The sequence below is a fragment of the Actinotalea alkalitolerans genome, assembly GCF_023369855.1.
GTDB lineage: Bacteria > Actinomycetota > Actinomycetes > Actinomycetales > Cellulomonadaceae > Actinotalea.
Map to the genome: position 1 here is coordinate 17,781 of NZ_JAMBPP010000019.1, position 16,174 is coordinate 33,954.

At 65.8% G+C, this 16,174-nt stretch carries 6 protein-coding genes; 4 read left to right on the forward strand and 2 right to left on the reverse strand.

Translation table 11 applies throughout. The features are described from left to right. The first annotated feature begins 44 nt into the window (after window positions 1-44). The 4 genes from M1R94_RS18205 to M1R94_RS18220 are packed head-to-tail and all read left to right on the forward strand — an operon-like array spanning window position 45 to window position 11,914. A complete protein-coding gene (locus tag M1R94_RS18205) occupies window positions 45-1,607 on the forward strand; it encodes a 3'-5' exonuclease (protein ID WP_249383153.1) in 1,563 nt (520 codons plus the stop codon). Continuing rightward, window positions 1,594-5,346, forward strand: a complete 3,753-nt coding sequence (locus M1R94_RS18210; RefSeq protein WP_249383154.1) for a protein kinase domain-containing protein — start codon at window positions 1,594-1,596, stop codon at window positions 5,344-5,346. Before M1R94_RS18205 ends, M1R94_RS18210 begins: the two co-directional genes overlap by 14 nt. Then, window positions 5,343-6,965: a DUF3227 domain-containing protein gene (locus M1R94_RS18215; protein ID WP_249383155.1), complete on the forward strand. Its 1,623-nt coding sequence runs from the start codon at window positions 5,343-5,345 to the stop codon at window positions 6,963-6,965. The genes M1R94_RS18210 and M1R94_RS18215 overlap by 4 nt, the downstream gene beginning before the upstream one ends. Continuing rightward, the gene (locus M1R94_RS18220; protein WP_249383156.1) at window positions 6,962-11,914 is read left to right on the forward strand and encodes a helicase HerA domain-containing protein; all 4,953 of its coding nucleotides are present in this window, start codon (window positions 6,962-6,964) and stop codon (window positions 11,912-11,914) included. Before M1R94_RS18215 ends, M1R94_RS18220 begins: the two co-directional genes overlap by 4 nt. A 287-nt stretch (window positions 11,915-12,201) precedes the next feature. On the opposite strand, the gene M1R94_RS18225 is transcribed toward M1R94_RS18220, so the two are convergent. Next, entirely contained in the window at window positions 12,202-15,285 is a 3,084-nt protein-coding gene (locus M1R94_RS18225; RefSeq protein WP_249383157.1) for a type III restriction-modification system endonuclease, read from the reverse strand. 4 nt (window positions 15,286-15,289) lie between these two features. Beyond that, window positions 15,290-16,156 (reverse strand): site-specific DNA-methyltransferase, encoded by an 867-nt coding sequence (locus M1R94_RS18230; RefSeq protein ID WP_249383158.1) that lies wholly within the window; start codon window positions 16,154-16,156, stop codon window positions 15,290-15,292. Window positions 16,157-16,174 lie beyond the last annotated feature (18 nt).

Consider the following 16,174-nt stretch of genomic DNA (forward strand, 5'->3'; position numbering starts at 1 on the left):
ATTGAGGTCCCTTCGCGCGCGGGCTGCGTAACGGGATACGGCTCGTGAAGGACGCGGACGTTGTCGGCCTGCTCGCCGACGTGCTCGCCCTAGGAGGGTTTCGAGTCTTTCGGGGCGATAGCGATACCCGGCCGCACCTCCTCGGGCTCCACCAGCAGAAGGGCCTGCTCGCGATCGAGGTTGCGCGCGACGGCGCCGCTGGGCGCATCGAGCTGAACCGCCGCATCTCGAACCTCCGCCAGGACATCCCCGCGGTCGCCGACGTCTCCATCGGACGCAGGGTCATCCAGGAGACTGGCGTACCCACAGCAGATGGCGTGCTCAGCGTAGAAGAGGCGGTGGGTGCGGACTGGCTGGACCTTCTCCCGTCGAAGCCACTCGACGCCGACGTCGCGCGCGAGTTGGTGAGCAGACTCGCACCGCTCATCACGTTCGACACCGTCTCCCGTGGGCCGCTCAGCGATCAGGGAGCGGGTGCGCGAGCCGCCGCGCGAGTCACCCTCGACGAAGAGCAGGCCGCCGTCGCAGTGCGCGCGGTCGATGAAGTGCTTCTCGTCACCGGCCCCCCAGGAAGCGGGAAGACACTCGTCCTCGCCGCCCGCGCGCGCTGGCTTGCCGATCAGCACCCGGACTGGCAGATCCAGATCCTTTGCTTCAACCGCCTCCTCGCCCCGCACCTCAGGCGGCTCGTCGCGGACCAGCCAAACGTCCAGGTGGCGACCTTCGGACGGTTCGTCTCGAACCACGGGTTCAGGATCAGCATGGAGGGCGAGGAGGAAGCGAGGCGGGACGTAGCCCGCGAGCTCCGCCATGCCCGCCACGTAGTCGACGCGATCTTGGTTGACGAGTGGCAGGACTTCCTCGGCGCGTGGACGACGTTCCTCTTCGCGCTGGTGCGTCCCGGCCGTGGTGGGATCGCGCTCGCCGGGGATCCCAAGCAGGCCCTCTACCGCGACGCCAGCATGCTGGAGGCGCTCGCAGGTCACCACGTGGATGAGGTGGAGCTGACCGTTCCATACCGATCCACGCGGCAGATCCTGGAAGTGACTTCAGCTTTGGATGATGCCCTCGAAGTGGAGCGGCGCGACCTGGCGCCCGACGGCCCCCCGGTTGACTTGGTGTACGCGAACAACCTGAGAGACCAGACCACGGCCATCGCCACGGACATCGCTGCGGTCCTTCGGGAGGGCTCACGGTCCCCAGGGGATATCGCCGTTCTCTACACCCGCCGTTTCCAGCTGGGCTCCGTGTGCAACGCTCTCAAGGCCGAAGGGATCGAACCCCAGGTGGCCCTCCCTCGGGACGCGGATCAGCTGGACCTGACCGAGAACAAGGTCAAGGTGATGACCGTGCACTCAGCCAAGGGGCTCGAGTTCGAGGCGGTCTTCCTCTGCGGCCTTGAGTACCTCCCTGGTCTCGAAGCCGCAGGCGGTCCCCAGCAGGCGAGGACCGGCTACGTTGGCGCGACTCGAGCGAAGGACCAGCTCGTCATCACGTACTCCAAGGACAATGCGTACCTCCAGCGGGTCCGCGGGGTTTCGAGGGATCTGCTGCGCCAGTGGGTGTGGCCTGACGACTACCAGGGGACCGCACGTGGCAACGCTTGAACTGCTGGGAGAGTACGAGGGTCCGGGCGAGCAGAAGACGGCCGAGCGTCTCGCCGCCGAGCTACCGGCGAGGTGGCTCATCCTCGCCGGGCGAAAGCTCCCCGGTGAGAACAGGGACGACGTCGACCTCATCGTCATCGGCGAGCACCGTGTCTTCGTGCTCGAGGAGAAGGCATGGGGCCCGCGCGTCGTTGTCGACGACAATCGGTGGCTCGTTGGCGACGATTGGCGTATCAATCCACTCAACCGCAACGGGCAGCTTGCCCGTAAGGTCGCCGGCCTCCTTCGCGACAGGGTCCGCGGATACAAGGACCTGAGGGGCCGGCACGTTCTCTCCGGTGTTGTCCTGAGCCACGATCGACTCGCCCTGGTGCAGGGGGCCCATCACGATCCCAGCGAGCGCATCTACCCCCTCGCGATCGCCGCGGCCGAGATCGCACGCCTCGACCGCGAAGAACCCGAAGGGATCCACCGCGTGCGCGACGGCGTCATCGGCTTCCTCCGCGGTATGCCGCCTGTAGGCGCGCGCGCACACAGCCTCGGCGACTACACGATCACCGGACGGATCGAGGTTCCCGGCACCGCGCTCGGCTACACCGCCGAGACCGGGGCGGGTCACGAAGTGGTGCTCAAGTGCTACCGCACAGCGGAGCTTGCTGAGCACGGTGACCCCCGCCTGTTCCTCGAGCGGGAGACTCGAGCCCTGAACCGCCTGGCAGACCTCAATCGCACGTGGCGGCCCCTCCCCTTCTTCAGTTCGGACGAGCACGGGCTGTTCGTCGTCCCAGTTGTGCCCCCGCTCGAGCGTCGAAGCCTCGCGGCGTCGGTTCGGGAGGCGGACCCCGCCCGCCCGGAGGGTCACCTCGAGCGAGAGGTCGCTCGGAGAGTTACTGCGGACGCGTTTAGTGCCTTGGCGGAGGTCCACGGGCTCGGGCTGGTTCACCGGGCCCTTCATCCCACGCGCGTGTGGCTTGGCCGTGGGCTCAGAGTGATCTTCAGCGACTTCCACCTGGCTCGGATCGCCGGCGACGTGTCGGTGGCACTTTGGGCGCCGGACTTCGACGTCAGTGAGGACTACCGCGCACCCGAGTGCGCGACCAACGTCGCGCTCGCACTGCCTGCGTCGGACGTCTTCAGCCTCGCCTTGTGCCTGGCTACCTGGCTCCTCGGCGCCGAAGCCACCGACCTGAGCCACGACCAACTCTCCGAGGCGCTCGGCCGGGAGTGGTCGTGGGCGGGTGATCTGGTCGCCGCACTGCATCCAGATCCGGCCCAGCGGCCGACGGCGGAAGAGCTCGGTGAGCGACTGACTGCGCCGGTTGTGGTCGTGCCGCCCTCGCGCGAGCCGATCGACATCGAGGAGGGCGCGCTCATCGACGACCGCTACGAGGTTAAGCGAAGCCTCGGCGCAGGCGGTTTTGCCCAGACCTGGTTGGTCTATGACAGGCGGACGGAGCAGTCGAAGGTACTCAAGGCATTCCTCCGCGACCTGCCCGCTGAAGCCATGCGGGAGTACCGCGCCGCGGAGAAGCTCCGGCACGAGCGCTGTGCCCGGGTGTACGACGTGCAGGCCGACACGTCACCGCACTACCTGGTGAGCGAATACATCGAAGGGGTCAACCTTGCCGACGTCCAGCCTGTCCCAGAGGTTGATCAGCTCCGGGGGATCGCTTCCGACGCGCTTGAGGCCTTGGCCTACATTCACGGCAAGGAGCAGGTGCACGGCGACATCACGCCCACCAACGTCATCGTCGACGCCTCGATGCGGGCGACCCTGATCGATTTCGGACTGAGCGTGCACCGTGGCGACCCCCTGGCGGGCTGGCATCCCCGCTTCTGCGCGCCGGAGGTCCGCGCCGGTGGAGGCGCTTCCGCCTCGGCTGACCTGTTCGGGCTCGGGGCCTCGTTGATCTACCTGATGTTGGGTCGAGACGCGGTCTCGGTCCCCGGCTCGGGTGCGGCGAGACTGCAACCTCCCACCGCGGCCGAGCGCGAGCTGTGGGGCCCTCGCGGAGCAGCGCTGCTCGACGCGCTGTTCGCAGCAGTCGCCCTCGACCCGATGAGTCGGCCGGCTACGGCCCAGGATCTCCTCGAAGCGGTCCGCACGACACTCTTGCCGGACCCGCCACCATCGATGGACGAGTTCAAGGTCAATCCCACAGTCGACTCGTTGAGGCGGCTCTACCGTGCCAGCTCGGCCGGGAATGCCGGAAACCGCGGCCTGGACGATGAGTTCGCGAAGACCACGTACGTGCCGACCCTGCTGGACTCGGAGCTGACGCCTCGAATCCTCGAGGGTGACCTCAGTGTCGTCCTGCTCACCGGGAACCCCGGCGATGGAAAGACGTCGTTCCTCGTCCGCCTGGGCGAGCACCTCAAGGGCCGCGGCGCAGTCTCACGGCGGTGGGACGAAGCCGGGTACCACCTCGAGCTGGATGGCCGCTCCTTCCGCGCGGTCTTCGACGCAAGCGAGTCGCATGGCGCCCAGAGCAGCGACGATCTGGTTCTCGAGGCACTCGCACCGGCGGCCGCATGTCCTGAGACCGAGGTCGCACTCATCGCGGTCAACGATGGTCGCCTCCGACAGTTCTTCGACGCCCACGAGGGCGACCTGGAAGAGATGGCCCTGGCGGTCAGAGCGGAGCTGGACGGCCGTGCCTCGCTCGATGCTCGGGTTGCCGTCGTCGACTTGAAGCGGCGATCGCTGGCAGGTCGGCCAGCCGCACCAGGTCTTGGGCAGCGCACGCTGGCCGAGCTCACCCGACCGGAGCTGTGGGCCGCATGTGGTGAGTGCAGAGCGCGGACCGCCTGTCCGATCTACGCGAATCAGGCCCTGCTCTCGGGCGTCGGCGCCGAAGCCTTCGCTGAGCTGGTGCTGACGAGCCATCTACGCCGACGGAGAAGAGCAACCTTTCGAGACCTCCGCTCGGCTGCCGCGTTCTCGCTCACGGGCGATCGCGCATGCACCGACGTCCACGAGGTGGTCGCTAGCGGACGAGACGCGCGCCTCCTCGATAGAGCGCGGGCGTTCGACCTCGCCTTCTCGGTCGGCAGCCACGACTACCTCGTTGATGAGTGGGCGCAGCTTGACCCGGGTTCGGTGCCGGCGCCCGTGGTGGACGCTCTGCGCCGTCAAGCGGAGCGAACTGATCCGGCGGCGAGCTACCCAACTGCCGCAACGGCGGCGAGAGCAGCCTTCTTTGGGGCCTGGCAGCGGGACAAGGTGAGCAGAGCGGATCTGCGCGCCTACCGCTACCTGGACGAGTTCGTTGAGATGCTCACCAGTGTTGACCCCGAGCCCACCAAGGCGAGGATCCTTCTCGGCATGAGCCGCCTTGTGGGAGCATTCGGCTTCTCGGGAACGGGTCTGGCGATCCGGTCTGGCGATGCCAACGCCGAGTACTCGGTGCTCAAGGTGGTGCCCCAGCAGGGGTTCGCCATTGATGTCGCTATGAACTCAAGCCGATTTGTCGAGTCCGTACCGGATTTCCTTCTTCTCTCGCACCGCAATGGACCGCGCATCGCTCTGACCCTTGACACGGCAGAGGTCATCCTTCGCGCGGCCGACGGGGAGATCGTCAACGATCAAGGGGCCGACTCTGTGCTGCAAGAGATCGATGGATTTGCGAGCCAATTGTCGCGCGAAGCCGCTGACGCGGTCCTTATCGTCGACTCAACCGGGAGCGTGGCTACGGCCACACGAACCGAAGGCTCGATCCGGTTGGAGCTCCCCGCATGACATTCACCATCGGACCCAAAGCGTATAATTCGCTAGCCACGCCGCAGATCATCGACGTCGAGCTCAATGACGTCGATATTGACAGGATGATGACCCACCTCCTCGAGCTCGCAGTGAAGCAGGGCCGGCGGGGCGCCTCGCGCACGGATGCGACCGAGTACGACAAGTACTTGGACCAACTTGCGTCCAATGCCCAAATCCTGGGCGTCCAGACCGCCGAGGGGCGCGCCGTCCTGGACGGGTGGGTGAGGGCGTCGGTGCTCCAGTTCGAACGTGGCGGGGTGCGGCGGGCGTATGCGCAGATGGGTTTCGTGCGGACGTTGACGGTCGCGTCCTACAGGAGCGGCCTGCCCAAGACGCCCGGCCGAAATCGCCGGGCCGACGTCCTGGCCTTCCGGAGCATGGTCCATGTGCTCACCGATCGCGGAGCACTCAATCCGCGACGCCATCTGCATGATCTCGTCCTGGGGACGTTCGGGCGCAACGTCGATCTCGGTGCATTTCCCTATAGCGAACCGAAGTTCGATGGGAGCGAGCCGGTCGATATCGATACGCTACTTGCGTTGCGATTCCTGGAGGGATTCGCACCTGCAACGAAGCACACGGACGTCAGCCCGGATGGTACAGCGGCTTTCGACCCGCCGGTGCCCAGCGCCGTTTTGCCCCTCGGCACGGACCTGGTCGACTTCTTGAATCTCTTTGGACCCGCGCTTCCCGTGGCTGAGGCCTACGCACACATGGCCGGTCTCGTCGCGTTGCGCCTGTTCCAGCTTCCCCTTCGGAGTGCCCGAACGGTGCGGCAGCTGCTTAAGGGAGAGGATCCTACGCTGGACCCTGGTCTTGAGATCTATTGTGACTTCACGCGGAAGCGAGGGAGCGCCTCGGACGAGCTAGCGGGAGCATGCATTCAGCGGGACCTTGAGGCGATGTCTGGGTTCTTCGGAGATCGGCTGCTCCTCCGCTCGGTCGGCTTGGCGGCGGACGTCCATCCGACGCTTCGGAAGAAGGAGGCGAACGCCGAGGGGCGCTTGGCCGCGATGGCGGGCGCACGGGATGATCCGATGGCCCAGATGGCTCTCGGGATGCAGCTCCAAACGATCCGCGCCGACATGGTGGAGAGGTCTGACGAGGACGGCCTCGCCTTTATCGAAGAGCTGAGTGCTTCGGACCTCGATCTCGGGGACCAGTTGAAAGCTGTCCTCATCGAAGGCCTACGCAAGCGCGGTCTGGAGAACCAGGTGAAGTGGTTCTGGTCGACCGGCGGGGTCACCAAGGCCTACGGACTGATCACCGGCGTGCTCACCTCGAGGACCAGCTGGCGATACGCGCCCTCCGACGAACTGCTGACGACTCTCCTATGCATGTGCTTCGTAGAGGCGGACGGGAGTCGGACGACCAGCCGACTGACGATCAGGGAACTGCTTGACCGCCTTGACGGGCGGTTTGGGCTTCTCATCGACCGGCCGCCGGCTGAGTTCGATACCGCCGACGCGCGGAGCGGCAGTTCGGAGAACCTCGCCGCCTTCACGCGCCATCTGCAGCTGCTCGGCTGCTTTGAAGGGCTGTCGGACGACTTCGACGCCCAGTTCGTTACCCGACCCCGGGAGTCTGTGCGATGACCGATGGAACGTCTGTTCTCGCCGATGCCCTGGCGGATGAGCTCGAACGCATGCTGAGCAGCGCAGCCGATGGGCACTGCGTCCGGGTCGACGACATCGACGAGAGGCTCGCCGCGCACCTGGCCCGGGACCTTGCCGGACGCGTAGCCGGGGCCGATGTGCTGATACTGCGTTCCAAGCCGCAGCTCGTGTCCGAGGTGGCGCCGGAGCGAGCCATCGAGCTCCGCAACCGGAAGCTGCGGCCCCTCCTCTTGCTGGTACCCCTCGGTGAAGGCGGCGCGGCGAGCTCGCTCGACAACTCGTTCGAGCGTCGCCCGGCACTTGACATCTTCAAAGCTGTCGAGGGCAAGCTTCGAGACCAGCTTCTCGGGAGCGCCGCGAGCGAGGGCGTGGCTCAGCTTCGCGCTGCCCGTCGCGGCCAGGCTGAGGCGTGGGCGGAGTTCTTGTCAGCGCTCTGCGTGGCCCCCACGGAGGAGACCCTTGGGCACAACCTTTGGCGGATCGGTTTGGTGCCCGACTTGGGGCCTGAGCCGTCGACCCGGCTGGCGTCGAATGCGATCGCCACGAAGGCGATCAGCCGGCCGACCCGGCCAACAAGCAGCCTCGACGAGCGGTTCAACTCCGGAGGCCTCGCCGACGGACCCTGGCGCGGATCGCTCCGGGCGTTTTGCCAGGCACAGCAGCTCACCAACCCTCACGCATGGGGTCGGCAGATCGCCGAGGCGCGCCCGGACCTGTCCTTCCACCTGTGGCAGCTGGCCGAGGCTATCAAGGACGACCTGGAGCGCTTGGAGCTTGAACCCTTCCTGCTGCCCGACGGACGAGTCGCCAGGAGCGGGCTGAAGCTGGGCGACGGCGGTGAGCTAACGCTTGAGGTGCCGGAAGGGCAGACCGCCTCACTCACCGTTGCCTGGAAGACACACCCGGCGAAGGTTGCGGCTGTACACAGCTGGCGGCTCGAGGTCCTGCCTCCCAGCGACATGCGAGAGGAGGATCCTGAGCCCCTGGCGCTTCAGATGGTCAAGGGCGACAAGCGCCGCGGAACGGTCAAGGTTGCCCTTGAGGATGACGCGCTCTCGTCAGGAAACCGATTCGTGGTGTCCCTGACCGCCGTCGGAGAGCACGGCGAACCTGTGAACCTGGTGGACGGCAGCAGTGCAACGGCCGACAGTCAGGAGTTCCAGATCCTCCTTGGCGGCGAGCCTCCGTCCCCCACGAGGCGCTCGGCCGCCGTGTCCCTTCCGGAGGCGGCAGTTCGCGCGGCACTGGATGGCATGGATGAACTCACCGAAGACCAGGTGACCTGGGATCTGCCCGGCCAGGTGTTCGGGCTCAGACTCGGTAACCGTCGCGCCGTTCAGATCAGAGTTTCCGCCGTCGTCATCGATCTTCAGCGACGGGCGGTGGAGGCCGCCGATCGTCCGATGCGGTTTCAGGCGACGGGGAGCTACGGGTCGGTCCTGGCGCCAGAGGCCGTCGAAGCGCGTGACCTCCTGCTACCAAGGGCGGTCAAGCGCGCGCGAACCGAGCTGCTCACCCTGATGAAGTCCCGCTTCCCTCGCAACACGGTCGAATCGCTCTCTTGGGACGATGAGGTTCGCGCCCTGGTCAGCGCCTACCTCGCTGCCTATCGGCGGGCACTGGAGAGCGCGGAGGACCGGGCGGCAATCAGGGAACTCTTGCTGCTGGACGGCTTGTCGCTCTCGGTTCGTCGAAGCAACACTACGGTGAATGCCGTTGTGCTCTCGCCCTTGCATCCTCTGCGCTTGGCGTGGGTCGGCCAGCACGACGCCGCTCTGCGGGGTTGGGCGAACAGCCTCGTCGGGCTCATGCCCAAGCAGTCGCGCAAGGCTCAGGTGGACGTCGACCTGATGTCGCGGGTCGTCGCCTCGAACTGCCCGTTCACCGTCGTCGACGGCGATGACCGGCTCGCGGTGTACGCGGAGGAACTCACGCACGGCGCAGGTCTCTACCTGGTACCGGGTGACAGCGATAGCGAAGCGGCCGCGGAAGCGGTGGTCAGCGTGCTCGGACTCGAACGGAAGGGCTCTGCTCTCGTGGCGTCCTCCGGCCTCGTTGCCGAGCGACTCCGCGCCTACGAGATGTCCCATGACCCAGGTGAGGCGCTGCGCGTACTTGCCATCCGCCCTGGAGCGGGCCAAATGCTCTCCGGCGCCCTCGAGGAGTTCGTCAGGGGGGACGGCCTAGGTCAAGAGGAAGGTTCGACGGCCGAGGACCCCCACCGCCTCGAGGTGACTGCCTACACCGATAGTGCCGCCTACTCTCGACCCGTTCCCGCGCTCCTGAGCCTCCAGCATGCACTTCGTGACGACAAGTTCGAACGCGGCAGCAACCACCTCCTCCCGCCACTCGCTGTGGCCGTTCGCCCTACCGACCGGCTGCTTGAGGACGCCCAAGCGGCCCACCTAGCGCTGGTGCAGGACGTGGGTCGGTCTCGTGTCGGCTGGAGTGCAGCCTCGCCGAGGGCTGCCTCGTTTGGTGATCTGCTCGTTCCGGTCACAACCAGCCGCCGGGAAGGGGAGGGCGGCCTCGTCTGGGAGAGCGTGCCGGTCACAGGAAGCCGTCCCGCACGGAACGGTACTGACCTCGCGGGTGCTCACGGGGCGCATCAGCGGGCGCTCGGCCGCATGTTCGGACGGGAGGATGGTGCCGTGCCTGCCGTTCAGGTAGTGCTGGACGGTGACCACCTGGCGCAGAACCGATCGGTACATGAGCGCGCTGATTGGGTGGTTAGCGTCGACCGCTTTGTCGGCGTTGACCTCTACGAGTCTCCCCGATCCGGTGACAGCGACGCCTACATACTCGACTACGCGCCCGACTTCGTAGAGGGAATCGGAGATCGCCTCACGGTCACCACAGCTCATCGAGCCGAGGTCGAACACCTCCTTGCGTCCGCGATGACGGACCTTGGACTGCACGAGGTCACTCACAGTGTCGGATCGGTCCTCTCAACGCTGGCCGTTGTCTCCGGGAGGCTTGCCCTCCGGCTCATTGGCGACACCTCGCGAGCACGCGAGGCGGTATCACTGGCAGCAGTGATCTCGCACCTGCGCGAAACGGGGGAGCTCGATGGTCAGATCGTCATCCCGGTGGACGCCCACAACGAGATCTTTGGCGCAGGCGTACGGGACGAGAACGACGGCACGCGCCGCTGCGACCTTCTCCTCGTCAGGGTCGGACAGAGGTCATTCAAGATCGAGTGCCTTGAGGTCAAGTCCCGCCAGGAGGCGCGACTCCCTCAGGCGCTCGCCGACATCATCCTGGACCAACTGACGGATACCCGCCGCCTCCTTGAGTCTCGGTTCTTCGCCAGCGATCCACCGCGGGTGGACGGTGAGCTCCAGCGTGCGCGGCTGGCGAGCCTGCTGCACTACTACGCCGACCGCTCCAAGGCTCATGGCCTGATCGACGCGAGCAAGCTCCCGGACATCCATCGGTACATCGATCGGATCGAGGAGTCCGGCGAGCCCGCCGAGATCTCCCTGCGCGGGTTCGTCATCAGCCTGAACGGCAATCACGGGATGAAGAAGAAGTACGGCGACGTCCCCATGACGGTTCTCACCGCTGGGGACCTCGGACGACTCGGGTTCACGACGCGCGCCGGCGGCCCCGATACTGGGCACCACGAGGTGCCAGCCGTTCGTCAGGGCGATGCGCAGCTCCGCGAGGCGACGCCCGAGGAGGTGCCGCCGAACGCTCCTCGCGAAGAGGGCGGTGGCCGCGACACAGAGCTCCCGGTTGCTGGGCCACCCCCGGATACGGGGAGCGACCCCTACACGGGACGCTCGGATGCCGATCGAGGCACGCCGGAGCGCGAGGGCTCAGAGGATGGCCGTCCCGCGGGCGGCGCCAGCTCCCAGCCCACGAAGTCGGGTGCGCTCGACGACGCCGAACCGGCTCATCCGCGGCACCTAGCGGTCGCCCTGGGCCAGACATCGACTGGGTCGGAGGTGGTCTGGAACCTCAGCACCCAGGGCAGCCCCCACGCATTGATCGTGGGCATCCCTGGCCAGGGCAAGTCGGTCACCACGCGCCGCATCATCGGCGAGTTCGCCCGCCAGGGTTTGCCGTCGCTGGTCTTCGACTTCCATGGAGACATGGCGGCCGCACCACCCCAGGGCGCGCGCGTCATCGACGCTGCGCTCGGGTTGCCGTTTAGCCCCTTCGAACCCGAGGTCGGACCGGGCAAACCCATCAACACCGTCGCCTGGCAGATCGCCGAGATCATCGGCTTCGTCGCGCAGCTGGGCCGCATTCAGCAGAACCACGTCTACAAGGCTCTCGTCCAGGCATATGCGGCCCATGGCTGGGTTGGGACGACGCCCGGGTCCGGCGTGCCCTCGATGCAGGACTTCGCTGAAGCGATCGAAGCTGTTGAGAAGGGCGCCCAGGGGAAGAACGCACGGGAACGGCTGAGTCCCCTCACTGACTTCGGCTTGTTTGCAGACGACACGGCAGGCAGCTTCGACGCCCTTACTGGGGGTGACGGCGTGGTCGTGGACCTCAGTAGACTCGGCCTCGAGGAGGTCCAGACCTTCGGTGCCGCGTTCGTGTTGCGGCGCGTCTATCGCGAGATGTTCGCATGGGGTCAGAGCGACCAGCTCCGCCTAGGTGTGGTCCTGGACGAAGCTCACAGGATGGCGAAGGACCCAACACTGCCCCTGCTGATGAAGGAGGGTCGCAAGTTTGGTGTCTCGGTCGTCGTCGCGAGCCAGAGCGTCGAGGACTTCCACGACGACATTCTGCGAAACGTGGGGGCCAAGATCATCTTCCGCACCAACTATCCCGCTTCGAGGAAGGTCGCCGGACTGCTTCGTGGAAGAGGGGACGCCGACCTGAGCGCGGAAATCGAGAAGCTTGGCGTCGGTGCGGCGTACGTCTCCACCCCGGACGAGACAAGGGCACGGCGCGTCTACATGACGAAGTAGCCGGCCGGCCATCTGCGCAGCCGCACCGCCAGTCCCTCGCCCATGAGGGCTGCTCGGCGCGGCCGCACGCCGCAGGTGCTGCGTGTTGCTTGCGCATCAAGGACTCCTCGCGGCGGTACGCGCAACCTCGGCACCAGGCCCGACGACTACCGTGTGGGCAGGTACCTGCGGTACTGCCCGATCGCCATGCGGCCGCAACTGGAGAGCGACACGGGGATGCGACATCGCCGCTATCGCTTGGATCTCTACCGCGCGGGGTCGCGACTGGCTGTAGACGGCGAGTAGCCTCACGCCCCAATCAACTGGAGGAGCGAGTCGTAGCTGTCGACGACGTCGTACTTCACGCCATCGTGCTGGGCCTTGCCGTTGAGCGCGGCGAAGAACTTGCGGGCGCATTCGATCTTGGCGTCTTCGATCCCCTTGAGCTGTAGCGTCGACATGGAGCCCTTGGTCTCGGCGACAAAGTAGACGTGCTTGATCTTCCTGGTGTCGTCGCGGAAGGCGATGGCCCAGTCGGGGTTGTAGTCGCCGACCGGGGTCGGGATGAAGAACCCGCGGGGCAGCTTCGAGTAGACGACGACCTCGTCGCTGACGTCGAGCTTCTCGACGAACGACCGCTCGATCTTCGAGTCGGTGACGACGTACTCGTAGACACTCTTCTTCAGCTTGTCGCCTGCCCTGGTCAGGTCTTGGGCGGTCTGGCTCTCGGTGAAGATCGAGGAATCGTAGCGACCGTCGAGCGGGTCGTAGGTGAGGTGCTCGACGATGACGGTGGCCTTCTGCTCATTGATGAGTCGGGCGGCCTCGGTGATGAACTGCTCGGGGTTCTGCTTGAACTTCGCGAACGTGCCCGGGTTGATCCCGGTGAGGATCGCCGCGCAGGTGCGCCTGGTGAGCTGCGTCTTCTCCGCGATCTCGCCGAGCAGGTCGTACTTGACGGTCGAGCCCGCCGACACGGCCGAGTGCTCGACCTTCGTCTCGGAGACCTTGAAGCCGGTGCCCGCCTCGAGCTGCTCGACTTCCAAGCCCACGACCTGCTTGCCGCTCTCGACGAGGTACTGCATGACGGTCACGTTGAGGGACTTGTCCAGCGTCTTGATGCAGTTCTTGATCAACTCGGCAGAGTCGAACTCGACCTGATAGACGGCCTTGTGGTTGATGCGGCCCCACAATTCCTGGAACTCGCGCTTCTTGAAGTTGGCCTCGTTGAACGGGATCTTCTTCGGCTTGCGCCCGTCGGTCGGCTTGGGCACATCGAGGTAGAGCGCGTCCACCAACGGCCAGACGAAGTGGACGATCGGCTTTAGGACTTCGGCGGTCGGCGCCGCGAGTGTCCCGGACGCCTTCGCCTCCTTGTACGCATCGGTGACCAGCCCGTCATCATCGACGTAGTCGTTCTTGATGAGGTAGTTGTACAGCGCGTTCGCGACGGCCTTCTCCAGCACGCTCGTCGAGCCGTCAGCGAGCGTGATGTGCTTGCCGGTGAAGTAGTCGACGCTCGCCTTGCGCGGCCTGGCCGACAGCGACTCGACGATCTCCTTCTGCAGCGCGGTGACGAAGTCGGTGTACGACTCGTCGGTGACGACGGTCAGCTCGTTGATGTCGTGCACGGTGACCGGGTTGTCCATGCGCTCGCCGTGCTGGTCGACCGACAGCCGCAGTCCGCGGCCGATCTCCTGCCGCCTGGTCGTGGTGTTGTCGCTCTTCTTGAGCATGCCCATGACGAACACGTTCGGGTTGTCCCAGCCCTCGCGCAGCGCGGAGTGCGACCAGATGAACCGCATTGGCTCCTCGAACGACAGCAGCCGCTCCTTGTCCTTCAAGATCAGGTCGTAGGCGTCGGCGTCGTCGGACTGGCCCGCGAAGTCGCCACGGGCCGCGATCTTGCCGTCCACTGAGTGCCCGGTCTTCTTGTCGATCGAGAAGTAGCCCTCGTGCGTCGACCGGACGGGGATCGCCTCGACGTGCGAGCGGTACCGCTCGGCGGCCTCATCGAGGTCAAGCTGGCCGAGATAGTCAGCCAGAACCGCGCCGTACTCGTCCTCGAACACCCGGGCGTACTCGCCGAGGGTGTCTTCGCGGTCGTAGTCGCGGTACTTGGCGACCTCGTCGATGAAGAACAGCGACAGGGTCTTGATGCCCTGCGCGAACAGCTCGCGCTCCTTGTCGAGGTGGGCACGGATGACCTCGCGGATTTGGATGCGGCGCTTCTGGTCCTCTGCGACATCCTCGGTGACCTCACCCGCGGCGATGACGTCGCCGTTGCTCAGCTCGATGATGTCGCGGTTGGCGTCGACGTCCCGGATGAACAGGCCCTTGTAGGCCTCGATGCCGCCGGAGATGTCGTGCAGGTTCATGCCCTGGCTCAGCCTCTTCACCTGCCGTTTGATGCCGACCGCGGTCTGCACCTCCAATTCGACTCGGGCCTTCGGGAAGTCTGCGCCCTTGCCGACCTCGAGTCCATCGACGTACAGGTACGCGGTGCTGCCGGCCAGGTGCTTGACGGTGATGCCGCGCACCGCGATCTTCTTCACCAGCTTCTGGTTGTACGCGTCGACCGCGTCTAGGCGGTGCACCTTCGTGCGCTCGATCTTGTGGGTCGCCGAGTAGCGCAACGCGAACAGGGCGTTAAACAGGCCGAGGGCCTCCAGCGACTTCGAGGGCCTCTTCGCGTCACCCTCGATCTTCTGCGGCTCGTCGATGATCAGGATCGGACGGTTCACCGCGATCACGTCGATCGGCTTGCGGGACTGGAAGTCGTCGAGCACCTCGTAGATGCGGCGGGCGTCCTTCCCGGTGGCGTTGAACGCCTGGATGTTGATGATCATCACCTGCACGCCCGCATCCGACGAGAATCGCTCGAGCTCGTGCAGCCGCGACGAGTTGTAGACGAACGTGCGTGGCTTGGTGCCATAGAACTGCTGGAAGTGTTCTGCAGTGATGTCGAACGACTTCTTCACTCCCTCGCGGATCGCGATCGACGGCACGACCACGATGTACTTCGACCACCCGTACCGCTTGTGCAGCTCCATGATCGTCTTCGTGTACACGTAGGTCTTGCCGGTGCCGGTCTCCATCTCGATGTCGAGATTGATCGGAGCCGCGGACCTCTTGACCGGGTCCCTCAGGTCCCTCGACAGCGGCAGGCCCCGCTCTCGCTGTACCGCGTGCACACTCTCCAGAAGCTGCGGAGGGGTCAGTGCGATCTCCGCGTTGCGCAGCCCCGCATCCTCCAGCAGGGACAGCACGGCGTCCTTGCCGGGGTCGATGCGATACTTGACGCCGTCGGCGTACGGCTGCCCGCTGAACACGTCGACCACGGCATCGACGGCCTCGGTCTGGTACTGCTGAACCTTGAACTGGAGCTTCATCGAGTCAGATCGCCCTTACCTCTGTCTCAGGTGATATCTCACGGAAAATCTGCTCGGCGTTGATGCGTGCGGCGTCGCTGGCGAAGCCCGCATCGAGGAACACGGCGCGCAGCGGATGTCGGCTGGCGATCTCCTTCACGACGGCGTCGGTGACCTCGTTGGAAAAGCACGCAATCAGAGCGCCATCGGCGACCGACAGCATTCGTCGGGCACCAACCTTCTCAACCGCAATCGGCTCGGCGAGGTCGAGCCCCCAGTTGAGCAGTACCTGGAACAGCAGGTCTTCGTCGGTGCGGTCGGGCCTCACACTGCCGACTGCTTCAGTGAGCTCGAACTGCACCAGGTCGTCAGCGGTCGCGAGAGTGTCAGCCATGTTGGTCGTTGCCAGGTGTAGCGATCGAAAACCGACGTCGAGCTCGGCACCCAGCAGGCCAGCTGCCTGCCTCGCATGTGCGCCGGCGCGGCGTAGGCGTTCACGGGCGATGCCGGCGATGGTGTCGTAGTGCGGATGGTCAACCGCCTCGTCAAGCTGGACAAGGATGTATCGGCGGTGCCCGCCATCCGCCGCATTGAGGTCCATGACGGCGTGGCCAGTCGAACCTGAGCCCGCGAAGAAATCGAGGACGACGGCGTCCTTTGTCCCGCCGGTGACAAGACGGAGCCAACGTGCAAGGACGCGCCGGTCCTTGGGGTTCTCGAAGACAATCTCGCCCATGAGGTTGCGCATGTCGGTGCTTGCGGCCTTGCGGTCCTGCTCGAACACCGAGATCGCGACCTGATCACTCGTCTCGTCGAGAAAGATGATGCCGCGCGGGATCGTACTCTCATCCTCACCGAACCAGATGCGGCCCGCGGCGATACGGCGATCCATCTCGTCCTTCTTCCGCGA

Excerpts from the sequence above, each read along its gene's own strand:
- M1R94_RS18215 (WP_249383155.1), top strand. The coding sequence starts at position 5,343 with ATGACATTCACCATCGGACCCAAAGCGTATAATTCGCTAGCCACGCCG.
- M1R94_RS18220 (WP_249383156.1), top strand. The coding sequence starts at position 6,962 with ATGACCGATGGAACGTCTGTTCTCGCCGATGCCCTGGCGGATGAGCTC.
- M1R94_RS18225 (WP_249383157.1), bottom strand. The coding sequence starts at position 15,285 with ATGAAGCTCCAGTTCAAGGTTCAGCAGTACCAGACCGAGGCCGTCGAT.
- M1R94_RS18230 (WP_249383158.1), bottom strand. The coding sequence starts at position 16,156 with ATGGATCGCCGTATCGCCGCGGGCCGCATCTGGTTCGGTGAGGATGAG.